General features: G+C 75.3%; 20 protein-coding genes. 8 read left to right on the top strand and 12 right to left on the bottom strand.

All coding sequences use genetic code 11. The features are described from left to right. Positions 1–161 precede the first annotated feature (161 nt). The gene (locus ABT093_RS27170; protein WP_350568925.1) at positions 162–2,567 is read left to right on the top strand and encodes a right-handed parallel beta-helix repeat-containing protein; all 2,406 of its coding nucleotides are present in this window, start codon (positions 162–164) and stop codon (positions 2,565–2,567) included. Between the two features lie 49 nt (positions 2,568–2,616). Here the strand turns inward: ABT093_RS27170 and ABT093_RS27165 are convergent, their stop codons facing one another. Both ABT093_RS27165 and ABT093_RS27160 read right to left on the bottom strand, forming a co-directional pair. Next, positions 2,617–3,723: a PLP-dependent cysteine synthase family protein gene (locus tag ABT093_RS27165; RefSeq protein ID WP_350568923.1), complete on the bottom strand. Its 1,107-nt coding sequence runs from the start codon at positions 3,721–3,723 to the stop codon at positions 2,617–2,619. A 115-nt stretch (positions 3,724–3,838) separates the two neighbouring features. Beyond that, a complete protein-coding gene (locus ABT093_RS27160) occupies positions 3,839–5,017 on the bottom strand; it encodes an ROK family protein (protein WP_350569022.1) in 1,179 nt (392 codons plus the stop codon). Positions 5,018–5,133: 116 nt separating this feature from the next. Between ABT093_RS27160 and ABT093_RS27155 the strand changes: the two genes are divergently transcribed. Together ABT093_RS27155 and ABT093_RS27150 are read left to right on the top strand one after the other, a co-directional pair. Further along, positions 5,134–6,396 (top strand): MFS transporter, encoded by a 1,263-nt coding sequence (locus tag ABT093_RS27155; protein WP_350568922.1) that lies wholly within the window; start codon positions 5,134–5,136, stop codon positions 6,394–6,396. Between the two features lie 33 nt (positions 6,397–6,429). After that, positions 6,430–7,017 carry a HutD/Ves family protein gene (locus ABT093_RS27150; RefSeq protein WP_350568920.1) on the top strand — a complete coding sequence of 196 codons (588 nt, stop codon included), beginning with the start codon at positions 6,430–6,432 and terminating at the stop codon, positions 7,015–7,017. 95 nt (positions 7,018–7,112) lie between these two features. On the opposite strand, the gene ABT093_RS27145 is transcribed toward ABT093_RS27150, so the two are convergent. After that, the gene (locus ABT093_RS27145; protein ID WP_350568919.1) at positions 7,113–7,871 is read right to left on the bottom strand and encodes an acyltransferase; all 759 of its coding nucleotides are present in this window, start codon (positions 7,869–7,871) and stop codon (positions 7,113–7,115) included. A gap of 128 nt (positions 7,872–7,999) precedes the next feature. Here ABT093_RS27145 and ABT093_RS27140 point away from each other — a divergent pair, with 128 nt between their 5' ends. Next, positions 8,000–8,755 carry a maleylpyruvate isomerase family mycothiol-dependent enzyme gene (locus ABT093_RS27140; protein ID WP_350568917.1) on the top strand — a complete coding sequence of 252 codons (756 nt, stop codon included), beginning with the start codon at positions 8,000–8,002 and terminating at the stop codon, positions 8,753–8,755. Between the two features lie 18 nt (positions 8,756–8,773). On the opposite strand, the gene ABT093_RS27135 is transcribed toward ABT093_RS27140, so the two are convergent. Together ABT093_RS27135 and ABT093_RS27130 are read right to left on the bottom strand one after the other, a co-directional pair. After that, positions 8,774–9,547: an enoyl-CoA hydratase family protein gene (locus ABT093_RS27135; protein ID WP_350568916.1), complete on the bottom strand. Its 774-nt coding sequence runs from the start codon at positions 9,545–9,547 to the stop codon at positions 8,774–8,776. Positions 9,548–9,693: 146 nt separating this feature from the next. Continuing rightward, a complete protein-coding gene (locus ABT093_RS27130) occupies positions 9,694–10,263 on the bottom strand; it encodes a Uma2 family endonuclease (RefSeq protein ID WP_350568915.1) in 570 nt (189 codons plus the stop codon). A 104-nt stretch (positions 10,264–10,367) separates the two neighbouring features. On the opposite strand from ABT093_RS27130, the gene ABT093_RS27125 reads away from it, so the two are divergent. Continuing rightward, on the top strand, positions 10,368–10,790 hold the full coding sequence (locus ABT093_RS27125; protein ID WP_502884325.1) for a RidA family protein: 423 nt from the start codon (positions 10,368–10,370) through the stop codon (positions 10,788–10,790). A gap of 4 nt (positions 10,791–10,794) precedes the next feature. Here ABT093_RS27125 and ABT093_RS27120 read toward each other — a convergent pair whose 3' ends face one another. Next, positions 10,795–12,129, bottom strand: coding sequence for an MFS transporter (locus ABT093_RS27120; RefSeq protein ID WP_350568914.1), 1,335 nt, complete (start codon positions 12,127–12,129; stop codon positions 10,795–10,797). A 74-nt stretch (positions 12,130–12,203) separates the two neighbouring features. On the opposite strand from ABT093_RS27120, the gene ABT093_RS27115 reads away from it, so the two are divergent. Together ABT093_RS27115 and ABT093_RS27110 are read left to right on the top strand one after the other, a co-directional pair. Next, positions 12,204–13,199: an ArsR/SmtB family transcription factor gene (locus ABT093_RS27115; RefSeq protein ID WP_350568913.1), complete on the top strand. Its 996-nt coding sequence runs from the start codon at positions 12,204–12,206 to the stop codon at positions 13,197–13,199. Positions 13,200–13,382: 183 nt separating this feature from the next. Next, complete coding sequence (locus tag ABT093_RS27110; protein ID WP_350568912.1) at positions 13,383–15,680, top strand: glycosyl hydrolase family 18 protein; 2,298 nt, start codon at positions 13,383–13,385, stop codon at positions 15,678–15,680. 77 nt (positions 15,681–15,757) lie between these two features. Here the strand turns inward: ABT093_RS27110 and ABT093_RS27105 are convergent, their stop codons facing one another. After that, positions 15,758–16,969 carry a geranylgeranyl reductase family protein gene (locus ABT093_RS27105; protein ID WP_350569020.1) on the bottom strand — a complete coding sequence of 404 codons (1,212 nt, stop codon included), beginning with the start codon at positions 16,967–16,969 and terminating at the stop codon, positions 15,758–15,760. A 238-nt stretch (positions 16,970–17,207) separates the two neighbouring features. Between ABT093_RS27105 and ABT093_RS27100 the strand changes: the two genes are divergently transcribed. Continuing rightward, on the top strand, positions 17,208–18,572 hold the full coding sequence (locus ABT093_RS27100; RefSeq protein WP_350568910.1) for a dipeptidase: 1,365 nt from the start codon (positions 17,208–17,210) through the stop codon (positions 18,570–18,572). Between the two features lie 85 nt (positions 18,573–18,657). Here ABT093_RS27100 and ABT093_RS27095 read toward each other — a convergent pair whose 3' ends face one another. The 5 genes from ABT093_RS27095 to ABT093_RS27075 form a co-directional block, all read right to left on the bottom strand. Next, complete coding sequence (locus ABT093_RS27095; protein WP_350568909.1) at positions 18,658–19,461, bottom strand: DUF4184 family protein; 804 nt, start codon at positions 19,459–19,461, stop codon at positions 18,658–18,660. A gap of 75 nt (positions 19,462–19,536) precedes the next feature. Further along, positions 19,537–20,604: an NUDIX hydrolase gene (locus ABT093_RS27090; RefSeq protein ID WP_350568908.1), complete on the bottom strand. Its 1,068-nt coding sequence runs from the start codon at positions 20,602–20,604 to the stop codon at positions 19,537–19,539. A gap of 349 nt (positions 20,605–20,953) precedes the next feature. Continuing rightward, positions 20,954–21,904 carry a C40 family peptidase gene (locus ABT093_RS27085; RefSeq protein ID WP_350568906.1) on the bottom strand — a complete coding sequence of 317 codons (951 nt, stop codon included), beginning with the start codon at positions 21,902–21,904 and terminating at the stop codon, positions 20,954–20,956. A 216-nt stretch (positions 21,905–22,120) separates the two neighbouring features. Further along, on the bottom strand, positions 22,121–23,545 hold the full coding sequence (locus ABT093_RS27080) for an acyl-CoA synthetase (protein ID WP_350568904.1): 1,425 nt from the start codon (positions 23,543–23,545) through the stop codon (positions 22,121–22,123). 181 nt (positions 23,546–23,726) lie between these two features. Then, on the bottom strand, positions 23,727–24,107 hold a 381-nt coding region (locus tag ABT093_RS27075), incomplete at its 5' end, for an electron transfer flavoprotein subunit alpha/FixB family protein (protein WP_350568903.1).

Here is a 24,107-nt window from a genome sequence, read left to right as displayed (position 1 = left end):
GGCACACGGCGGTGCCGCGGGCGGACCGGAGCACCCGCGCGGGCGCGCTACGGTGGGCGGACGACCCGCGCACCCCGGTGCGCCGCGTCCGGGCGCGCCGCGTCCGCGTGCGTCCGGTCCGCAGATCGCCGGCTCGATGAAGGTGGGGACGACAGACCGTCATGGCTGAGCACAGGGTCCGGGTCACCCAGGACAGCGCATCCCGCTGGCGGCGCCGCGCCGGCGAGTACGACACGCTCACGGAGGCCCTGGCGGCCGCGGAACCGGGCGACACGGTGACCGTGCGGCCGGGCACCTTCCGGGAGAACGTGGTCGTGGACAAGGCCGTGACGGTCGTCGCCGCCCAGGGCCCCGGCACCGTCCGGATCGACCCGCCGGGCGGGGTGCCGCTCACCGTCACCGCCGCGGCGGCCGTCCGCGACCTGGTGATCGAGGGCAGCGACCGCTCCTCCCCGGCCGTCCTGGTCACCGGCGAGGAGGCCACCCCCGCCTTCACCGGCTGCCGGGTGGAGACCCGCTCGGCCGCCGGGGTCGAGGTGACCGGCGGCGCCCGGCCGACCCTCAGGGGCTGCGTGGTGGCCAACCCCGACGGCCTCGGGCTGCGGCTGCGCGGCGCCGGCACCGCCGCCGCCTTCGAGGACTGCGAGGTCGCCGCCGCCGGCCAGGCGGGGCTCGCGGTGCTGGGCGGCGCGACCGCCGCGCTGGAGCGCTGCCGGGTGCACCACGCCTCCGGCGCGGGCGTGCTGCTCTCCGACCCGGGCAGCGCGGCCGAGCTGACCGGCTGCGAGATCTACGAGATCCGCGGCAGCGGGGTGCAGGCCGAGGCCCAGGCGGGCGGGCGGCTGGTCGACTGCGAGATCCACCGGGTCACCGGCAACGGGCTCACCCTGGACGGCGAGGCCGAGCTGGTGCTCACCGGCTGCCGGGTGCACGACGTCCCGGAGAACGCCGCCGATCTGCGCGGCCGTGCCCGGCTCAGCCTCGTCCACTCCACCGTGCGGGACTTCGGGCGCGGGGCGCTCTCGGTCTGGGACCAGGGCACCGAGGCGAGCGCCGAGTCCTGCCAGATCCACGGCTCGAACGGCGAGTACCCGGCGCTCTGGGTCAGCGACGGCGCCCGGCTCACGCTCACCGACTGCGCGCTGCACGACCTGCCGGACGCGCTGTTCGTGCTGGACCGGGACTCCGCGGCGGTCGCCGAGGGCTGCTCGTTCAGCCGGATCCGCAGCTCGGCGGTGTCGGTCAGCGGCGGCGCGACGGTGACGCTCACCGGCTGCCGGGTCCAGGAGGCGGGCACCGGCCTCTGGTTCCGCGACCACGGCAGCGGGGGCGTGCTGACCGGCTGCGAGATCTCCGACGTGGCGACCGGCGTGATCGTCACCAAGGGCGCCGACCCGGTGCTGCGGGACTGCACCGTCCGGGCCGGTTCGGACGCCGGCGTCTACGTCTCCGCCCAGGGCCGCGGCACCTTCGAGGACTGCCGGGTCTCGCACGGCAAGGGCTTCGGCTTCCACATCATCGACGGCTGCCGCACGGTGCTCACCCGGTGCCGGGCCGAGCAGAACGAGCGGGCCGGCTTCGAGTTCTCCGAGCCCGGACCGGTGGTCGACGGGTGCACCTCGGACGACGTGCCGCCCGCGTCCGCCGCGGCCGCCGAGATCCCCGCCCCGCGCACCCAACTCGCGGCCGCCACCACCTCCTTGGCGTCCTCCGCGCCCGCCGCGGCGGTGATCGGGCCGATCCCGGACTGCCGGCCCGCCGACGAGGCGCTGGCCGAGCTCGACGGGCTGGTGGGCCTGGCCACCGTCAAGCAGGAGGTGCGGACGCTGATCGACCTCATCTCGGTCGGCCGGCGGCGGCGGCAGGCCGGGCTCAAGGCCCCCTCGCTCCGCCGCCACCTGGTCTTCACCGGCGCCCCCGGCACCGGCAAGACCACCGTGGCCCGGCTGTACGGCGAGATCCTGGCCTCGCTGGGGGTGCTGCAGCGCGGCCACCTGGTCGAGGTGGCCCGGGTGGACCTGGTCGGCGAGCACATCGGCTCCACCGCGATCCGCACCGCCGCCGCCTTCGACCGGGCGCGCGGCGGCGTCCTGTTCATCGACGAGGCCTACGCGCTGGCGCCGGAGGACGGCGCCCGCGACTTCGGGCGGGAGGCGATCGACACGCTGGTGAAGCTGATGGAGGACCACCGGGACGAGGTGGTGGTCATCGTGGCCGGCTACACCGCGGAGATGGAACGCTTCCTCTCCGCCAACCCCGGTGTCTCGTCGCGGTTCTCGCGCACCATCACCTTCCCCGACTACTCGGCCGAGGAGCTGCTGGAGATCGCCCGCGCCCAGTGCGCCGAGCACGAGTACGCGCTCGCCGACGCCACCGAGCGCGCCCTGCTCGACCACTTCGCCGGCATCGAGCGCGGCCCCAACTTCGGCAACGGCCGCACCGCCCGCCAGGTCTTCGAGACCATGGTCGAGCGGCACGCCATGCGGATCGCCCAGCTCCCCGACGCGTCCACCGAGGACCTCCAACTGCTCGTCCCCGCCGACCTCCCGTCCCCCCGCCTGCCGTAGCGCCGACCCGGCGTCGGCCCGTCGGCCCGTCGGCCCGTCAGCCCGCCGGTCAGCCCGTCCAGGCGCCGCCGGACAGGAAGGACTCCAGGCCGGCCAGGTAGGGCGCGATGTCGATCCGCTCGCCCGCCAGCCAGTCGTCCGAGTAGTACTTGTCGAGGTAGCGGTCACCCGGGTCGCAGATCAGGGTGACCACGCTGCCGCGCTCCCCCGCGGCCCGCATCTGCGCGACGATCCGCAGCGCGCTCCACAGCCCGGTCCCGGTGGACGCGCCCGCCTTCCGGCCGAGCACCCGGTCCAGCATCCGCACCGCCGCGATCGAGGCGGCGTCCGGGACCTTCATCATCCGGTCGACCGCCCCGGGCACGAAGCTCGGCTCCATCCGGGGCCGCCCGATCCCCTCGATCCGCGAGCCCTGCTCGCACACCGCGTCCGGGTCGTCGTGCACCCAGCCGTCGAAGAAACAGGAGTTCTCCGGGTCGGCGACGCAGATCCGGGTGTCGTACTGCATGTAGTGGACGTACCGGGCGATGGTCGCCGAGGTGCCGCCGGTGCCGGCGGTGGCCACGATCCAGGCCGGCTCGGGGTGCGGCTCCAGGCGCAGCTGGGCGAAGACCGATTCGGCGATGTTGTTGTTGCCCCGCCAGTCGGTGGCCCGCTCGGCGTAGGTGAACTGGTCCATGTAGTGGCCGCCGGTCTCCTCGGCGAGCCGGGCCGAGGCCTCGTACACCTCGTCCGGCCGGTCCACCAGGTGGCACTCGCCGCCGTGGAACTCGATCAGGTCGATCTTGGCCTGGCTGGTGGACTTGGCCATCACCGCGATGAACGGCACCCCGACGAGCTGCGCGAAGTACGCCTCGGAGACGGCCGTGGAGCCGCTGGACGCCTCGATGACCGGCTTGCCGGGGCGGATCCAGCCGTTGCAGAGCCCGTACAGGAACAGCGAGCGGGCCAGCCGGTGCTTGAGCGAGCCGGTCGGGTGGGTGGACTCGTCCTTGAGGTAGAGGTCGATGCCCCACTCCGCCGGGAGCGGGAAGCGCAGCAGGTGGGTGTCGGCCGAGCGGTTGGCGTCCGCCTGGACCTTGCGGACCGCCTCCTTGAGCCAGCGCCGGTACTCCGGGTCGGAACGGTCGACGTCGGCCGTCGGGTCGATCCCCATGTGCCACTCTCCTCGTGCGAGTCCTTGGAAGCCCCCCTCCGCTTGCTCACAACGAGTGTACGAGTGTCACGATAAGTAACATTAAGCGAAGCTCCAGGCTCCGCTTATCGACCGCCTATCCGGCGGTCACCGCCTGCGGGTCCGCCAGGTACGGCAGCCAGCCCAGCTCGGCCGCCCCGGCCAGCGCGCTGTGCCGCAGCTCGGCGCCGACGATCGGCACCCGGCCGCTGCGCCCCCACAGGCTGCGGTCGGCGACGACCGCGCGCAGCCGCTCCGGCGCGGCCTCCAGCAGGTCCAGGTGCAGCCCGCTGAGCACCACCCGGTCCGGGTTGAGGATGTTGGCGACCCCGGCCAGGCCGAGGCCGAGCCGGTCGATGACGTGCTCCACGGCCGCCCGGGCCCGCTCGTCGGTGGCGGCGGCCCGGCAGAGCTCGCCGGCCTGGTCGAGCAGCGGCCGGTCCGGGTCCGGTGTCAGCCCGGCGGCGGCGAACAGCGCGTCCGGGTCGGTCTCGGAGTTGAGGCAGCCCCGGTTGCCGCAGCCGCAGGGCCGGCCCTGCGGGTCGACGGTCAGGTGGCCGACCTCCAGGGCGAGTCCGGCGCTGCCGGTGTGCAGCCTCCCGTCGATGACCAGCGCCCCGCCGACGCCGCGGTGGCCGGAGGTGACCAGCAGCAGGTGCCGCGCACCGCGGCCGGCGCCGTGCCGGTACTCGGCGAGGGCGGCCAGGTTGGCGTCGTTGGCGATCGCGGTGGGCAGCGGGTCGAACGCGCGCGGACCGTGGTCGGCGCGGCCCACCTCGACGTCGTACAGGTCGGCGACGGGCGTGCCGCTGGGCCAGGCGAAGTGCAGCGCGGCGAGCGCGGTGCCGTCCGGCTCGGTGACGGGGTTGGGCAGCGCGAGCGCCGCGCCGAGGCAGCGCCGCTCGGTGCCGCGGGCGAGTTCGGCGCCCGCCTGGGCGACGGCGCGCAGCATCCGCACCGGGTCGGTGGCGGCGGGCAGCGGCAGGTGGACCGGCGGGTCGAGCAGTCCGCCGAGACCGGCCAGGGTGACGCTCAGGCCGTCGGCGTGGATCTGCCCGGCGACCACCACCGGGCCGGCGGGGTCGATGGCGAGCCGGTGCGAGGGGCGGCCCCGGCCGCCGCCGGCCGGGCGGGAGTCGACCGTGATGAGCCCGAGGGCCTCCAGCTCGGCGGTGACGGCGCCGGCGGTGGCCCGGGTGACGTCGAGCGCGCGGGTGAGCGCCGAGCGGGTCGGGGTCTGGCCGGTGTGGATGAGCTGGAGCGCGGGGCCGAGCAGCGTGCGCCCTCGGTCGGGGGCCGAGCGGCGGTGGGCGTCGCGCTGCGCGTCGTGGTCGGCCCCGGTCCCGGGCTTCGGGCTTGAAGGTGAGAGCTGCACGGACCTATTGTTACTTTGTGCCGCTCCGAAACAAAATCCGTCCCTCCGGCCCCTCGACCCGGCCGTCCCCCCAGTCTCTCAGCACCACGGCGAAATCCCCCAGCCCTTTCGCGCACTCCTTCGCCTCCTGGGGTGCGGCCCGGCTCGCCCTCACCGCCTTCTTCGCCGTCGACGGACTGCTCTTCGCCGCCTGGGTCGTCCGCATCCCGGACGTCCGCAGCCAGGTCGCCGCCTCGCACAGCGCCCTCGGACTCGCCCTGCTCTGTGTCTCGGCGGGCGCCGTCGCCACCATGCCGGTGGTCGGCCGGCTCTGCCTGCGGTTCGGGTCCCGGCCGGTCACCGTCGCCTCGCTCGCCCTGCTCGCGCTCTCCGTGCCGCTGCCCGCGCACACCCACTCGGTGGCGGCGCTCGGCGGCGTCCTGCTGCTCTTCGGCGCCGGCTACGGCGGGGCCAACGTCGCCATGAACAGCGCCGCCGTCGAGATCGTCGGCGAACTCGGCCGCCCGGTCATGCCCAGCTTCCACGCGGGGTACAGCCTCGGCGGCCTGCTCGGGGCGGCGATCGGCGGCCTGCTCGCCGGTCCGCTGACGGCCACGCAGTGGCTCACGGCGGCGGGGGCCGCCGGGCTCGCGGTCACCGCGGTGGCCGGCGTCGCACTGCTCCGCAGCCCGGCGGCGCGGCCGGTCGCCACCAGCCCCGCGCGCGGCGCCGCCGCCCCCGCCGGTGCCTCCACCGGCTCCTCCGCCGGCCGCCTGCTCGTCGTGCTGCTCGGCCTCACCGCGCTCTGCACCGCGTACGGCGAGGGCGCCGTCGCCGACTGGACCACCCTGCACCTCACCGACGACGTGCACGCCGGCGCGAAGGTCGCCGCCGCCGGCTACGCCGCCTACGCGCTCGCCATGACCACCGGGCGGATCGGCGGCACCTGGCTCTCGGTGCGCCTCGGCCAGTACCGGGTGATGTTCCTCGGCGGCCTCACCGCGGCGGCCGGGATGCTGCTGGCGGCGCTCGCGCCGCTGGTGCCGCTGGCCGTGGCCGGCTTCGTCCTGGTCGGCCTCGGACTGGCCAACATCTTCCCGCTCGCCATCGCCCGGGCCGGCGCCGCCGGCGGCCCGCAGGGCGTCGCGCTCGCCTCGACGCTCGGCTACGCCGGCATGCTGATCGGCCCGCCGGTGATCGGCTTCCTCGCCGACGCGACCAGCCTGCCGCTCGCCCTGACCACCGTCGCCGCCGCCGCGAGCGCCGCCGCCGTCCTCCCGCTGACCGCCCGCCGCCGCTGAACCGCCGGCCCGGCCCCGTGCGAGGATCGCGCCATGACGAACACCACGGACCCGGTCCGGTTCCTGCGCGCCGCCGACCGGCCGGCCATGCCGTGGCGCAACGGCGGCGGAGTGACCAGGGAGGTCGCCGGGCACCCTGCCGGCTCCGGGCTGGACGACTTCGGCTGGCGGGTCAGCCTCGCCGACGTCGCCGCCGCCGGGCCGTTCTCCGCCTTCCCGGGCGTCGACCGGGTGATCACCCTGGTCGAGGGCCCGGGCATGGCGCTGACCGTCGACGGCACCGAGCACGTCGTCGACGCACCGCTGCGCCCCTTCGCCTTCCCCGGCGACGCGGCCACCGACTGCCGGCTGCTCGGCGGCCCGCTGGTCGACTTCAACGTGATGACCCGGCGCGGCCGGGCCGGCGCCGACCTCGTCCTCGCCGGCACGCCCCGCCCGGTCACCGTCCCGGCCGGCGCCACCGTGCTGCTGGTCTGCCTCACCGGCACCGCGACCCTGGACGGCACCGCGCTCGCCCGCTACGACGCCGCGCTGCTCACCGCCCCGGCCACCCACGCCCTGGACCCCGACGGCACCACCGCCGTCGTCACCCTCCGCTCCCGGACCGCACCCCGGGAGTGACGGCTTGCGGGCGTGCGGGAGGCCGGCCTCCCGCACGACGCGTCACCCGGTCCGCCCAGCCGCGGAACACCGGGGTGGCGTAGGCCCGGCCGCGCTCAGGCGTCCGACTCGCCCGGCAGCCGCAGGTCCCACCCGGCCAGCGCCCGCAGCTGCGCGGCGGTGACGTCGTCCGGCAGCGGCCGCGGCGGTTCGTTGCGGAACGGCGGCTGCCAGCCCTCCTCCGGCGTCCAGCGGCGGACCGCCTTCGCCGGGGCGCCCGCGACCACCGTGTGGTCCGGCACCTCGCCGCGCACCACCGAGCCCGCCGCGACGACCACGTTGCGGCCCAGCCGGGCGCCGGGCAGGATCACCGCGCCGGTGCCGATCCAGCTGCCGGAGCCGATCTCCACCGGCTCGTTGCGCGGCCACTGCTTGCCGATCGGCAGGTCGGTGGCCCGGTACTCGTGCGCCTGGTCGGATATGTAGACACCGGGGCCGGTCCACACGTCGTCACCGAGCACGATCGACTGGTGGCCGACGATGTGGCTGTCCCGGCCGATCACGCAGCCGCCGCCGATCCGCACGATCGGTTCGGGGCCGAGGTCCAGCCCGGGCAGGAAGCCCGCGCTGATGGTCACCCGCTCGCCGATGATCGAGAACGGGCCGATGGTGATCCACTGCTCGTTGAAGACCGCGCCGAGCGGGAACGTCAGCTTCGTCCCGGCGCCCAGCTCGCGGAACCGGTACGGCCCGGGGTTCTCGCTGGACACCGCGCCGGCCCGCTGCACCCACTGCCAGCCCCGGTGGACGAGCCGGCCCGCGGCGCGTCGGCCACCGGCCCGGGCGGCGCTGAACAGGGAACGCGTGATCGGCATGCGCTCACGTTACCGGTCCGTAGGGTCCGCCCGGTGAGGAGGCGGTCAAGGTCACACGGCCCGGCCGGCTCGAAACTTTGTTCGTAAAACCGAGTCCGGAATCCGCCACTGCTGCCAGACTCACGGTCATGGAGATCACCACGCACCTCGACGTCCTGCGCCGCGAGGGCACCCTGCTCGCGGACGCCGCCGCCCGTACCGACCTCGCCGCCCCCGTACCGACCTGCCCGCAGTGGCGGCTGCGCGACCTCGTGCTGCACACCGGCCAGGTGCACCGCTGGGTGACGGGCACCGTCCGCGACCGGCTGAGCGCCCCGATGGACGCCGAGCGCCAGCAGGCCGCCTGGGGGCCGGAGCCGGACGACGCCGACCTGGTCGCCTGGTTCCGGGCCGGCCACGCCGCGCTGCTCGACACTCTCACCGCCGCCCCCGCCGACCTGGACTGCTGGACCTTCCTCCCGGCGCCGAGCCCGCTCGCGTTCTGGGCCCGCCGCCAGGCGCACGAGACGGCCGTGCACCGGATCGACGCCGACGCGGCCGCCGGCGCCGAGGGGCCGCACGTGGACCCGGAGTTCGCCCAGGACGGCATCGACGAGCTGCTCGCCGGCTTCCTGACCCTCGGCCGCTCCAAGGTCCGCAGCGAGCGCCCGCGGACGATGCAGATCAGCGCGAGCGACGGCCCCGGCCGATGGCTGCTGACCATCAGCGCGGATCCGCTCACCGTCGAGAGCGCCGAGCGGCCGGCCGACCTGACGCTCACCGGCCCGGCCCGCGACCTCTACCTGCTGCTCTGGAACCGCCTACCGGGCGGCACCGGACGGGTGGCCGCCGCCGGGGACGACTCGCTGCTCGACCTGTGGCGCGAGGCCGCGGTCATCGGCTGACGGGCGGGCGGGGGCGCGTCAGCGCACCCAGCGCGCCGGGCGCTTCTCCAGGAACGAGCGCATGCCCTCCTGCGCCTCCTCCGAGCCGAACAGCCGCGCCGACAGCTCCACCAGCGCGTCGGCGTCCCGCTCGAAGGAGCGCACCACCTCGGCGTTGGCCAGCCGCTTGGACTGCGCGAGGCCCTGCGGCGACCCCAGCCGCAGGGCGTCCAGCAGGCCCTTGAGCGCGACCTCGGCCGCCTCCGGCGCGTCGACGGCCTGGGTGACCAGGCCGATCCGGGCGGCCTCGGCGGCGTCGAAGACCTCGCCGGTCAGGTAGTAGCGGGAGGCCGCGCGCGGGTCCAGCTTGGGGCGCAGCGGCAGCGAGATGACGGCCGGCGCGAGCCCGAGCCGGACCTCGGTGAACGCGAAGGTGGCGGCCGGCCCGGCGAGCGCCAGGTCGGCCGCGCCGACCAGCCCGAGCCCGCCGGCCCGCACGTGCCCGCCGATCACGGCGATCACCGGCTTGGCGCAGTCCACGATCGCCCGCTGGAGGTCGACCAGCCCGCGCGGCCCGACCGTCGGATCGGCGCCGGTCGCCTCCGAGAGGTCCGCCCCGGCGCAGAACACCTTGCCCGCGTGCGTCAGCACCACCGCCCGCACCTCCGGATCGGCCGCCGCCCCCGCGAGCCCGGCCGTCAACTCGGCCATCAGCCGGGTGGAGAGCGCGTTGCGGTTGTACGGCGAGTCGAGCGTCAGGGTGGTGACGGCGTCCTCGGTGGTCACACGGACGAGGGGCGCTTCGCTGGTCATCGGTGCGGTCCTGCTTTCCGGCTGAGGGTGGGTCGGAACGGACGCCCGCCACCCGCGGGCCGCGGACGCCCGCACGACTCTGACATGCCCGCCCACCCCGCGGGAAGTGCCCGGCTCGACGCCGTGGTCCCCCGCGCCGCGCCGGATCAGAGCCGCGAGGTGTCGAGGTCCAGGCCGAACGGCTCCGGGAGGCGGACCGGCGCCCCGAAGGGATGCGGCCCGTCCTCGACCGCGTAGCCGAGCCGGGTGGGGTCGCTGAACAGCGTGCAGGTGCGGGCCTGCCGGTCGACCAGCAGGTACAGCGGCGCGCCGTACTGGCCGTGGCGGCGGCGCTTGACCGTCCGGTCGGTCTCCGCGTTCGACGGCGAGCCGACCTCCACCACCAGCAGGGTCTGGTCGGGGAGCAGCGCGCCCTCGGTCTTCGCCGCCAGGTCCGCCGGTACGACCGCGAGATCGGGGACGTACCAGTTCTCCGATCCGGGCAGGTCGAGGTTGCCGGAGCCGGACACCAGCCCCAGCGCCTCCAAACGGGGCGTCAACTGCCGGCGGACGGCCTCGGCGGCGCTCTCGTGCGCCCACGACGGCGACATCGGAGTGATGACTCCTTCGATGATCTCGGCGCGATCGCCCGCGACATGCTGGATCGCGTACTTCAGCGCCCGCTCGGGATCGGCAACCGCGCTGTAGTCGCCGGGGATGTGGGGGGCCGTGCTCATGACGCTCTCCTCCGGGCCGGACGCTCTCGTCACCGCAGGTACGGGATCAGCATACCGACCGTAAACGCCTGGTGTGGTGATCGGTCGTCGGCCACGATGGGCGCATGACCATGGAATCGCAGCGCAGGGCCGCCCCGCTCACGTACATCGCGGAGCCGCCGGGGGTCGCGCCGGGGACGGGGTACACGCAGGTCGTGTCGGGGAGCGGGCGGCTGGTGGCCGTGTCGGGGCAGGTCGCGTTCGACGAGGAGCGGCGGCTGATCGGGGAGGGGGACCCGAAGGCGCAGGCGCGGCAGGTGTTCGAGAACCTGCGGCGCTGTCTGGCGGCGGCGGGGGCCGACTTCTCGCGCGTCGTCAAACTGACGTACTTCGTCACCGACATGGCGTACATGCCCGCCATCCGCGAGGCCCGCGACGAGGCGCTCGGGGACGTGCCGCTGCCGGCCTCGTCGGCGATGCAGGTCGCGGCGCTGTTCCTGCCGGAGGTACTGATGGAGATCGAGGCCTTCGCGGTGGTACCGGAGTAGCCGCTCAGAGCGCCACCGCCGCCTCGCCCCGCCGCCGGGCCCACCGGACGGCGGGGCCCATCGCGAGGCCCGCGCCGGCGAGCAGCGCGCCGAGGACGGCCCAGCCGGCCAGCCCGTGGCCGATGACGGCGGTCGACACGACGGCCGGGCCGATCATCATGCTGGCGGAGCTGCCCGCGTTGAAGACGCCCTGGTAGGCGCCGTGTGCCCGCTCGCCGGCCAGGTCGTAGCTGAGCGCCCAGGTCCCGGCCTGGCCCAGCACCTCGCCGACCGCCTGGAGCGCGACACCGGCGAGCACCACCACGGCGGCGAGTTCGGCGCGGGCGCCGTGGGCGAGGGCGATCACCAGGCAGGACGCGGCCAGGATCAGCCCCGCCCGGCCGCAGGCCCGCGCGGCGGCGGCCGGGTGCTCGGTGCCCCGGGTGGCGCGGACCTGGAACGCGATGACCAGCACGGTGTTGACGACCAGGGTGGCGGCCACGGTGATCCGGGGCGCGTCGGTCTGCTGGACGATCCACAGCGGCACGCCGACCTCCAGCATCGCGAACTGCAGGGCGAGCACCGAGCTCAGCGCCGTCACCAGCAGGAACGGCCCGTCACGCAGCGCCGGGTTGGGCTCGCGGGCCGGCCGCCGCGCCGTCCCCCGCTCACCACGCACCGCACCCGCCTTGCCCGCCTTGCCCGCCGCCTCACCCACACCGCCCGCGCGGCCCGGCACCGGCAGCCGGTGGAACATCACGGCGGCCGCCAGGTACGAGACCGCGTCGGCCACGATCGCCACCAGGTAGCCGGCGCGCGAGTCCACCTGGAGCGCGATCGCGCCGACGCCCGTGCCCAGGCCGAGCCCCACATTGGTCACCACCCGCAGGTAGGCCCGGCCGGCCACCCGCTCCCGGGCGGGCAGCACCTCGGCGTACAGCGCGTTGCGCACGGCGGCCCCGCCCCGGTCGGCGACGGCGACCAGGCAGGCGAGCACCACGAAGGCCGGGTAGCCGCCGACCAGGGTGTAGCAGGCGGTGCCGAGGCCGGTGAGCGCGGTCAGCGCCACCAGGATCGGCCGGCTCCCCCAGCGGTCGGCGGCCCGCCCGGCGGGCACGCTCGCGAGGGTGCCGCAGAGTCCGGCGGCGGTGAGCGCGAAGCCGAGCTGCGCCGCGCTCAGGCCGAGGAAGCGGGTGAAGAACAGCACGCCCACGGAGAGCGAGAGCCCGCTGCCGAGGGTGTTGAGCAGGGTGATCCGGGCGAGCCGGCGCACCGTCGGGTCCGGGTGCAGCAGGCGGGAGGCCCTGGACGCGGGCAGCGCGGGGCTCGGTGCGGCGTTCGGCGCCGGTGGGGTGGTCATGCCCACGATCCCACCCCGGCACGGCCCCCGGGCCGTACTGATTTAGGCTCGGCCTAAAACGTCAGGGGGACGGCGTGCACCGGTTCAAGCTCGATCTGGCGGACCTCGCCACCACCTGGTTCGCCTGCTCGCCGATCCAGGAGGCCGCGCTCAGTCTGCGGATGTGGACCCACCCGGGCGTCTACCACCTGCAGTCCCCCGCCTTCGAACGGCTCCGGCCCTCCTTCGCGCGGCTGTCGAACCGCGAACTGCTGCTCTCCCTGGTCTCCGCCAACCGCTGGGTCCCGGACTTCCTGACACCCCGTCCGGTCACCCCCTCCCCGGACTTCCGCAGTGAGCTGGCCACCGTCCGGGCGCTGCCGCCCGAGCAGTTGCGGCCGGAGCTGGAGCTGACCTTCCTGCTGGACCCCCGGCCGATGCCCGCCGGACTGGCGGACGGCCTGGCCGATCCGGCCCGGCTGCTGGCCCGCATCGCGGACGCGCTGGAGGAGTACTGGGAACACTGCCTGGCGCCCGCCTGGTGGCCGCAGGCGCGCGCCGTCCTGGAGGCGGACCTGGTCTACCGGGCGCGGGTGCTGGCCCAGCAGGGCGCGGCGGCGCTCTTCGCCGACCTCGACCACCGGCTGCACTGGGCGGACGGCATCCTCTCGATCAACCGGAACTGGTCGGACTGGGACGGCGAGATCACCGTCGACGGGCGCGGGCTGGTCCTGGTGCCGACCTTCTTCGCCCGCGGCGCGATCACGATGATCAGCAACGACCGCGCCCCGCAGGTCAGTTACCCGGCCCGCGGCCAGGCGGGGATGGCCGGCCCGCGCCCGCCGACGACCCCGCGCGCGCTGGAGCAACTGCTCGGCGCGCCCAAGGCCCGGCTGCTGGCACTGCTGGCCGAACCGGCCTCCACCACCGACCTCGCCTACCGGCTGGGCGTCACCCCGGGCGCGGTCAGCCAGCACCTGGCGGTGCTGCACGCGACCGGCCTGGTCACCCGCGCGCGGCACGGCCGCTCGGTGCTGTACGCCCGCGGTCCGCTCGGCGACGAGCTCTGCGGCGGGCCGCGTCCCAGCTGACCGGCCCGGTCCGCCGGATCCGGCCAACTCCTGAGTGGTACAGACCTGTTGACGCATTGGTCTGTACCTCCTACAGTGCCCATGCCCCCGTCTCCCCACGGCGGCGGGCATGTCACACCCCCGGTACCACCCCCGTACGGTTCGGCGTCACCCTGTCCAACCCCCACAGTCGCAGGGAGAACCATGTCCGTTCGATCCCGCACGCGCCGAGGCCGCCACCGGCTGCTCGCGCTGCTCTCCGTCCTGCTCCTCCCGCTGGCCGCGATCACCGCCCTGGCCACCCCCGCCAGCGCCGCCGGGAAGCTCACCGCCGCCTTCACCAGCGAGAACAGCGGTTCCTGGTGGAAGGGCACCTACATCGTCAGGAACGACAACACCACCGCCGTCAACGGCTGGACCCTGGAGTTCGACCTCCCGGCCGGCGTGACCATCCAGAACAGCTACAACGGCACCGCGACGGTCAACGGCCGCCACGTCACCGCCGTCGCCGCGTTCTACAACGCCAACGTCCCCGCCGGCCGGACCACCGAGCCGTACAGCTTCTGGTTCGTCGCCAACGGCCCGATCGGCACACCGACCGGCTGCCGGATCAACGGCGACAAGTGCGACGGCAGTTCGGACGTCCTGCCGTCCGCCCCGGGCACCCCGACGGTGACCGACTCGACGGCGCACAGCCTCGCGCTGAAGTGGCCCGCCGCGACCGGCGGCGACTTCCCGGTCGCCTCCTACGAGGTGCTGAACGGCACCGCCGTGGTCGGCACCAGCGCCACCACCGACACCGTGGTCACCGGCCTCACCCCGGCGACCAGCTACACCCTGACCGTCCGGGCCAAGGACACCCGCGGCAACCTCGGTCCGGCGAGCGCGCCGGTCACCGCCTCCACCTTCGACCCGTCCACCGATCCGACGCCGCCCACCGCGCCCACCAACCTCCGCACCACCGCGGTGGGTTCGAGCGACGTGACGCTCGCCTGGAACGCCGCCACCGACAACCTGAAGGTCGCCGCGTACGACGTCTACCAGGACGGCACGCTGGTCCGCACGGTGACCGGCTCCACCCTGACCGCCACCGTCGGCAGCCTCTCCCCGTCCACCTCCTACACCTTCACCGTCAAGGCCCGCGACGGCGCCGACAACGCCTCCCCCGCCTCGGCCGCGCTCAAGGTCACCACCTCCGACCTGGTCGGCGCCGGCAAGTACGCCCGGGTCGGCTACTTCACCCAGTGGGGCATCTACGGGCGCCAGTACTTCGTGAAGAACCTCGACACCTCGGGCAGCGCCGCCAAGCTCGACGTCATCAACTACGCGTTCGAGAACATCGACCCGGTCAACCTCACCTGCCTGGCGGGCGTCACCAAGGGCACCACGTCCAACCCGCAGGACCCCGACCAGGGCACCGGCGCGGGTGACGCGGACGCCGACTACGCCCGCCCGATGAGCGCCGCCCAGTCGGTCGACGGCGTGGCCGACGACGGCTGGGGCAAGCTGCGCGGCAACTTCAACCAGCTGAAGAAGCTCAAGGCCAAGTACCCGCACCTCAAGATCGTCGCCTCGCTCGGCGGCTGGACCTTCTCCAAGTACTTCTCCGACGCGGCGGCCACCGACGCGTCCCGGCAGAAGTTCGTCAAGTCCTGCATCGACGTGTGGATCAAGGGCAACCTGCCGGTCTACAACGGCGCGGGCGGCGACGGCGTCGCGGCCGGCATCTTCGACGGCATCGACATCGACTGGGAGTGGCCCGGCTCGCCCGACGGCCACGCCGGCAACCACTACAGCGCCAACGACAAGGACAACCTGACGGCGCTGCTGGCCGAGTTCCGCAAGCAGCTCGACGCGCTCGGCGGCTCGCACAAGCTGCTGACCGCTTTCACCCCGGCCGACCCGGTCAAGATCAACCAGGGCTGGGACCTCTCGAAGATCTTCAACTACCTGGACATCGCCAACATCCAGGGCTACGACTTCCACGGCGCCGGCAGCGACAACTCGTGGGAGCCCAACCGCACCGGCCACCAGGGCAACCTCTACGTGGACACCCAGGACCCGTACACCACGCACTTCAGCGTCGAAGGGGCCGTCAAGCCCTACCTCGACGCCGGGGTCAACCCGCGCAAGCTCACCATCGGCCTGGCCTTCTACGGCCGAGGCTGGCAGGGCGTCGCGGACGGCGGCGTCAAGGGCGAGTGGCAGAGCGCGACCGGCGCCGCCCCCGGCCAGTTCGCCGAGGAGGCCGGCACCCGCGGCTACAACAACCTGATCACCACCTTCCCCAACCTCTCCGTCCAGCACGACGAACAGTCGGTGTCCACCTACGGCTACACCGGCGCCGGCGGGCAGTGGTGGACCTTCGACGACACCTGGTCGATCGGCAAGAAGACGGCCTGGCTGAAATCCAAGGGCCTGCTCGGCGCGATGATCTGGGACATGACCGGTGACACCCCGGGCGGCACCCTGATCAACGCCGTCGACGGCGGCCTCAAGTAGCACCACGGATCGGAGCACACCGGGTCCGGCGGGGCACCAGCCCCGCCGGACCCGGTGTCGTGCCGGGCGCCGCCGGATCAGCGCGAGGCGAGGGCGGCCAGGCGGCGGGCCGAGCGGTACTGGCGCAGCACCTGGGCGAAGGTGAGGTGTCCCTGGGTGGTCCGGGCGAACGCCCGCCAGGCCGGGTCGACCAGGCAGACCGCCGCGTGGAACAGGTACGGCCGGCGCTCGAAGGCGTTCAGCATCTGCTTGCCGGCCCGCATCTCCACCCCCAGGCCCGCCTTGATCGCGAACGCGTAGTTCAGCGCCTCGCGCCGGACCTCCGCCGCCGTCCCCGCCTCGGCCACCTTGACCGCCCACTCCCCGGCCAGCCGGCCCGAGCGCAGCGCGTACGAGATGCCCTCGCGGGTCCACGGCTCCAGCAGCCCGGCCGCGTCGCCGGCCACCAGGACCCGGCCGCGCGACAGCGGCGAGTCCTCGGCCCGGCAGCGCGTCAGGTGCCCGGACTCCACGCTCGGCGGGAAGCCCGACAGGCCCAGCCGCCGGATGTAGTCCGCCAGGTACTGCTTGGTCCGCTCGCCGTCGCCGCGCGCCGAGATCACCCCGACGGTCAGGCTGCCGGACTCGGTCTTCGGGAACACCCAGCCGTAACTGCCGGGCAGCGGGCCCCAGTCGAGGTGGATCCGGCCGGCCCAGTCGGCGGCGACGTCCGCCGGGACGGGGATCTCCGCCTCCAGACCGAGGTCGATCTGGTCGAAGGAGACACCGACGTGCCGGCCGATCCGGCTCGCGCTGCCGTCCGCGCCGACCACGGCACGCGCCTCGAAGCTGCGCCCGTCGGAGGCGGTGACCAGCGCCGTCCGGTGCTCGCCGCCGCGCTGCTCGACCCCGGTGACGGTCACTCCGGTGACCAGCACCGCCCCGGCCTGCTTGGCCGCCTGGACCAGGCGCAGGTCGAACTCGTCCCGGTTGACCAGGCCGAACAGCATCCGCTTGGAGCGCCGGGTCCGGGTGAACCGGCCGCCGTAGGCGAAGGTGACGGCGTGCACCCGGTCCTGGAGCGGCAGCCGGAAGTCCGGCGGCAGGCTGTCCCGGGAGGGGCCGATGATGCCGCCGCCGCAGGTCTTGTACCGGGGGTGCTCGGCCTTGTCGAGCAGCAGCACGCGCCGGCCCTGCACGGCCGCGGCGTGCGCGGCGGAGGAGCCGGCCGGCCCGGCACCGACCACGACGACGTCCCAGACGCCGTCCAGCGGGTCCGGCCGGTCGGGCCCGTCGGCCTCGGCGTCGATCGGGCTACGAGAATCGGGGCTTCCGGAGTCAGTCACGGGCAGCAATCCTATGCGGCCACCCCCGCCACCGTCGGCCGCACCGCCCCGAACGCGCGACCGAATCCCCGGTCGGAGGTACCCGGCGCACCGCTCCCCGCGGGCGCCGCCCCGGTCGGCCTATGATCGGCATTACCCCCCGTCAACGCCGGTTCGACCGCACCACCCCTTCGGGCGAACCGGCCCGCACCCGGAGCACCCGATGCCGCAGCAGCCCCTGGCCGACGCCGTCCGGTCCCTCATGGACCGCGCCCGCACCGACCTCGCCGACCTGGTCGCCTTCCCCTCGGTCGCCGACCCGCGCCAGTTCCCGGTCGAGGAGTGCGAGAAGGCCGCCCGCTGGGTCGCCGACGCCTTCGCCGCCGAGGGCCTGACGAACATCCGGCTGCTGGACACCCCCGACGGCACCCGGTCCGTCTACGGCGAGCTCCCCGGCCCGGCCGGCGCGCCGACCGTGCTGCTCTACTCGCACTACGACGTCCAGCCCCCGCTCGACGAGGACGCCTGGCTCAGCCCCGCCTTCGAGCTCACCGAGCGCGACGGCCGCTGGTACGGGCGCGGCGCCGCCGACTGCAAGGGCAACATCCTCATGCACCTGACGGCCCTTCGGGCGCTGCGCCAGGTGGACGGCGGCTACCCGGTCGGCCTGAAGGTCATCGTCGAGGGCTCCGAGGAGCAGGGCACCGGCGGCCTGGAGCGCTACGCCGAGGCCCACCCCGAACTGCTCACCGCCGACGCCATCGTGATCGGCGACACCGGCAACTTCGCCCCCGGCCTGCCGACCGTCACCGCCTCGCTGCGCGGCATGACCGTCGTCGACGTCTCGGTCCGCACGCTGGCGGGCAACCTGCACTCCGGTGCCTTCGGCGGCGCCGCCCCGGACGCCCTGCAGGCGCTGGTCAAGGTGCTCGCCTCGCTGCACGACGAGAACGGCGACGTCGCGGTGGCCGGCCTGGCCACCGACCAGGCGTGGAGCGGCGTGCAGTACCCCGACGAGCAGTTCCGGGCCGACGCCCGGGTGCTGGACGGGGTCGCGCTCACCGGCACCGGCACCGTCGCCGACCGGCTCTGGGCCCGGCCCTCGGTCACCGTGCTCGGCATCGACGCCCCGCCGGTGATCGGCGCGACCTCCTCCGTGCAGGCCTCCGCCAAGGCCTCGGTCAGCCTGCGGGTGCCGCCGGGCATGGACACCGCGGCCGCCCAGGAGGCGCTGGTCACCCACCTGGAGAGCCAGGTGCCGTTCGGCGCCCGGGTCACCGTGGAGCGGCAGGGCAACGGCGCGGCGTTCAGCGCCGACACCTCCGGCCCCGCCTACGAGGCGATGGGCGAGGCGATGGCCGAGGCCTTCGGCATCCCGATGGTGGCCTCCGGCGAGGGCGGCTCGATCCCGCTCTGCAACACGCTGCGCACGCTCTACCCGCAGGCCGAGATCATCCTGATCGGCGTCGAGGAGCCGACCACCCAGATCCACGCGGTCAACGAGAGCGTCGACCCGCTGGAGCTGGAGCGGATGGCCCTCACCGAGGCGCTGTTCCTGCGCCGCTACGCCGAGCTGCGCTCCGTCTGACGCTCCACCGCTCCGCCGCTCCGCTCCCGCGCGTCCGGCACCACCGGGGCCGCGCCGTCCACCCGTGACGGCGCGGCCCCTGCCGCTACCCGGGCGCGCCCGCCGTTCCCGCCGCACCGCGGCGGACCGCCGCCACGGCCGACCGGGCCAGCGCCCACCCGACCGCACCGGCCGCGAGGCCGGCCCCCGCCCCGAAGCACAGCTCCGCGAGCGGCCCGCGCCGCAGCGGCGCGAACCGGTGCACCACCCCCGCCGCGGTGGCCGCCCCCAGCACCACCGCGCCCGCCCGCCGGGCCCGGTCCGACAGCTCCACGGCCGGGCGGACCGGCTCCACCGCCCCGGCCGCCCGGACGGCGTACCCCGCCACCGCGGCCAGCGCGGGCGCCGAGGTGCCGTACTGCAGCACCTCGTACAGCGGCTGCCCGCCCGCCACCGGCCGCTCCAGGGCCGGCACCAGCCGGGACCCGAACCGGCCCGTGTGGGTGAAGCCGTCCCAGCCGACGTGGCTCGCCGCGCCGGCCGCCGCCGAGAGCGCGAACCACCCGAGGTCCGCGCCCGAGGGCCGCCCCCGGCCGGGCCGGCGGGCCGTCAGCGCCTCGGCCGCGCCCGCCCACCGGCCCGGGAGCAGCGCGACCAGCGGCCCGCGCACCAGCCCGTGCCAGCCGGCCACCAGGGCGGCCGCGAGCGCCACGTCCACCGTCGGCACCGCCCACCAGCGGTGGGTCACCCCGCCGTGCCGGTACACCCCGGGCAGCAGCGACTCGGCGAAGAACGGCACGTCGGGCGCCAGCGACCCGGCGACCAGCGCCGACGCGACCAGCGGCCCGCGCTCCCCCGCCGCGCGCAGCAGGGGCAGCACGGCGGCGGGGTGGCTCAGCGTGAACGGCATGTGCTCATCCTGACGCCACCGGCCCGGCGCCGTCCCCCGCGCCCGGTGCGCCCGCGGGGCGCGCGCCGCCCGCGCTCACGCCGCGTCGGCGGTCCGCGCCAGCCCGACGCCGGCCCGGTGCCCGGCCTCCAGGTAGCGCAGCTCCCCGCAGCGGCGGGCGTCCAGCGCGGCCGCCAGCCGCCGGTACCGGCCCGGGGGCAGCAGCGCGGCGGCCTCCTCCAGGCTGACGAACCGCCAGCCGCGCAGCTCCTCCTGCTGGAGCAGCAGCCCCTGCCGGGCGGTGGCGTCCAGCAGTCCGCCGTCGAAGACCAGGCGCAGCCCGCCGCGGCGCGGGCCGGTGCGCGGCTCCCAGTCGACGGCGAGCAGGCGCAGCACCGCCGGGTCGAGCCGCAGGCCGAGCTCCTCGGCGGTCTCCCGCAGCGCGGCGTCGGTGGGCGCCTCGCCGCGCTCGACGACGCCGCCGGGGAACTCCCAGTCCGGCTTGTAGACCGGGTCGACGAGCAGCACGCGGTCCTGCTCGTCGAAGAGCAGGACGGCGGCGGCCACGGTGTCCCCGGTCGGGTCGGGGCTCTGCACGATCGGGCAGCGGGCCGAGCCGTCGGCGACCAGCTGGGCGAGCCGGGCGGCGGTCTCGCGCGGGGTGAGGCCGGAGGTGTCGACGAGCCGGGCGTCGCGGCGCAGCCAGCGGCGCGCGGCGCGATAGCGCGGCAGGTGCTCCAGGCACCACCGGCGGATCCGCTCGCTGTGCTCCGGGTCGTCCGGGATCTCCTCGCGCTGGGCTATGCGCTCGCGCAGGATCGTTTCTTCAGGGTCCAGGACGAGGTGGTGCACGGCGATGCCGTGGGAGGCCAGCGACCCGAAGATCTCGTCCCGGTAGTCCTCCCGCAGCAGCGTCATCGGGACCACCAGCGGCCCGGGGACCTCACCGAGCAGCGCCGCCGCCGTCTCCGGGACGAGCCGGCGCCAGGCCGGCAGGTCCTGGAAGTCCGACACCGCCGCCATCCGGTCGGCCGGCAGCATCGCGCGCAGTCCGAAGCCCACCAGCTCGGGATCGAACAGGATGCTGCCCGGCAGCATCTCCACCAGTTCGCGGCAGGCGCTCGTCTTGCCCGCCCCGAACGTGCCATTGACCCAGACGATCACTCACGCCCCCTGATCCTCGACCTCCCCCGGCGCCGTGCGCACCCGGGTGGCGCCCCCGTCCGTCGAACCAGCGCCACCCGAGGTGGTACCCCCGCCGCGCCGGTCCCCATACCTCCACGTCCGGCCCGCTCCTGGCGGTTCCGCATTCCGCTTGACAGGGGCATGTGCCCAGTTCAGAGGGCCTGCGACGATTCCCGTACGACCCCTGCCACGCCGGAGCGCGCGACCCCGGGCCGCCGGAGTCCGGCCACATGGCGCGCGCCCCCGCCGCACCTCCCGCGCCCCACCGTGCGCAGGGCTCACGCCGCCGCGCCGGTACCGGGTACCGGCGCGGCGGCGTGAGCACGGCTCAGGGCCGGCCCATGTGGGTCGGGTAGTAGCCGCTGCTGAGCCGCGAGACCCGGATCGAGGTGCCGGGCCGGGCGGCCTCCACGTACTGGTTGTTGCCCAGGTAGATCGCCACGTGGTGGATGCCGCGCGCCGTGCGGTCGTCGGACCAGAAGAGCAGGTCACCGCGGCGCAGCTGCCCGGCCGTCACCGGCGTGGTGGCCGCGTACTGGTCGTTGGCGACCCGCGGCAGGGAGACGCCGGCGCGCCGGAAGGACTGCTGGACCAGGCCGGAGCAGTCGAAGCCGTCCGGCCCGTTGCCGGCCGTCCGGAACGGCTTGCCCAGCTGCGCGAGCGCGAAGTCCACCGCCGACTCGACGTCACCGCCGGACGCCGGAGCCGCGTCCGAGGACTCCGCCGAGGACCCGGCGGAGGACGCGGCCGCCGAGTCCGCCGACGAGGAGCCGGAGGCCGCCGCGCCCGCCTCCGACCCGCCGGTGCGCTCCAGGTAGACGTCGTAGTGCGAGGTCCAGCGCCACTGGCCCTGGCTGTTGCGGAACCAGTACCGCGACCCGTCCCACCCCTGGGTGATCCCCCCGGAGGAGCCGGCCGCCCTGGTGGTGGACGTCCCCGGGGCGGTGCCCGACGCCGGGGCCGAGCCGCCGCTGCGCGCCAGGTAGACGTCGTAGTGCGCCGTCCAGCGCCAGTGGCCCGAACTGTCCTTGAACCAGTACCGCGACCCGTCCCACCCGGCGTGGGCCGGCGCCGGCTCGGCGGCCGCGCTCCCCACGCCGGTGCCGAGGCCGATCACGCCGGCGCCGGCCGCGATCACGGCCACCATGCCTATCCCCCGGCGGACCCGCGCCGCACGGGAAGGACGGCCCCCCGCCGCCGGCCGGGGGGAGGAGGAGGTGGTGGGCTGCCCGGTCGCGTCGTCGGCGGCACCCGGTGCGCCGGTGTTGACGGTCGTCATGCTGCTGTCTTCCTTCGCTGATCGCGCCGAGCGCGCCGAGCGCGCCGAACGCTGGGAGCTGAACGCTGGACGCGGTGCTCGGGGCCCCGTCGGCCCCGGCCGCGCCGCATGTCACGTTAAGCACGCGTCCGGTCACAGCGCGCAGTGGAGTGCGCCAAAGGAAGGCTCACGCAAGGTGAGCGACCGTCACCCGACCCGGCGCCGGGTGACCGCCCGTCACCCGTCCGCCGCGTCCGTCAGCAGTTGCTTCTTCAGCACCTTTCCCAGGGCGTTCCTGGGCAGTTCGGGCACCAGCACCACCCGGCGGGGCCGCTTGTGCACCGAGAGCCGCTCCGCCACGAAGGCCGTCAGCTGGTCCCCCGTCACGGAATCCTCCGGAACGACGAACGCCACGATCGCCTGGCCGAGGTCCTCGTCCGGCGCGCCGACCACCGCCGCGTCGGCCACCGCCGGGTGGTCGCGCAGCGCCGCCTCCACCTCGCCGGCGCCGATCCGGTACCCGCCGCTCTTGATCAGGTCGACGGAGGCGCGCCCGACGATCCGGTGGAAGCCGTCCGGGCCGATCACCGCGACGTCCCCGGTGCGGAACCAGCCGTCGGCGGTCCAGGCCTCGGCGTCGGCGTCCGGCCGGTTGAGGTACCCGCGGAACAGGGTCGGCCCGGCCACCTGGAGCTCGCCGACGCTCTCGCCGTCGTGCGGCACGGGCCCGCCGTCCTCGCCGACCAGCCGGGTGCGCACCCCCGCGACCGGCAGGCCGACGCTGCCCGGGCGGCGCTCGCCGTCGGCCCGGGTGGAGACGGTGATCAGCGACTCCGTCATGCCGTAGCGCTCGATCGGGGCGTGGCCGGTCAGCGCGGCGAGCCGTTCGAACACCGGCACGGGCAGCGGGGCGCTGCCGGAGACCAGCAGCCGGGCCGAGGCGAGCCGGCCGGCCGCCTCCGGATCGCCCGCCAGCCGGGACCAGACGGTCGGAACGCCGAAGTAGAGGCTGCCGCCCGCCGCCGCGTACCCGGCGGGGGTGGGCCGTCCGGTGTGCACCAGCCGGCTGCCGGTCCGCAGCGCGCCGAGCACGCCGAGCACCAGCCCGTGCACGTGGAACAGCGGCAGGCCGTGCACCAGGGTGTCCTCGGCGGTCCACTGCCAGGCGTCGGCGAGCGCGTCGAGGTCGGCGGCGACGGCGGAGCGGCCGATCATCGCGCCCTTGGGCGCGCCGGTGGTGCCGGAGGTGTAGAGCACGAAGGCGGTCGCCGCCGGGTCCGGCTCGGCGTACGTGGTGGCGGAACGCTCGCGCAGGTCGACCGGGAGCCCGGCGATCCCGGCGTCCTGCGGCGGGGTGTCGGCGGCGGCGTGGGCGAGCAGGGCGGCGCCGGAGTCGCGCAGGATGTGCGCGCGCTCCTTGGGCCCGGAGTCGGGCGGCAGCGGCACCACCGGCACCCCGGCGAGCAGCCCGCCGACGACGGCGGCCACCGTCTCGGCGGTGGGCCGGGCGAGCACCGCGAGGGCGGGGGCGCCGGCCACCCGGTCGGCGACGGCGGTGGCCGCGCCGAGCAGCTGCTCGCGGGAGAGCCCGGGGCCGTCGGAGATCCGCAGCGCGTCGTCCGAGTCGCCGAAGCCGCCCTGAAGCGCCGTCAAGAGTGTCATGCGTCTGCCCTCGCCCCTGTCCACGATGTCCCGATGGTCGACGGCGCGCGCCGGTCCGCGACCCGCGCCGCCGACCGACTCTACGGGCCGCCGGCGGCCGGCCGTGCGTCCGGGCGAACGACAACGGGGGCGCGCCCGGGGAATTCCCGGGCGCGCCCCCGTGCCGACGACCGCGGACGGATCAGCCCTTGCGGGCCTTGACCTCCGCCGTGAGCTGCGGCAGGACCGCGAACAGGTCGCCGACCACGCCGTAGTCGACCAGCTCGAAGATCGGGGCCTCGGGGTCCTTGTTGACGGCCACGATGGTCTTCGAGGTCTGCATGCCGGCCCGGTGCTGGATGGCGCCGGAGATGCCCGCCGCGATGTACAGCTGCGGGGAGACCTGCTTGCCGGTCTGGCCGACCTGGCTGCTGTGCGGGTACCAGCCGGCGTCGACGGCGGCGCGCGAGGCACCGACGGCCGCACCGAGGGCGTCCGCCAGCTCCTCGACCACGCCGAAGCCCTCGGCGGCGCCGACGCCGCGGCCGCCGGAGACCACGATCGCGGCCTCGGTCAGCTCGGG

The sequence above is a fragment of the Kitasatospora sp. NPDC002551 genome (assembly GCF_040296005.1).
Taxonomy (GTDB): Bacteria; Actinomycetota; Actinomycetes; order Streptomycetales; family Streptomycetaceae; genus Kitasatospora.
The sequence above is the reverse complement of the archived record's forward strand: the minus strand, read 5'-3'. Positions and strand labels throughout refer to the sequence as shown.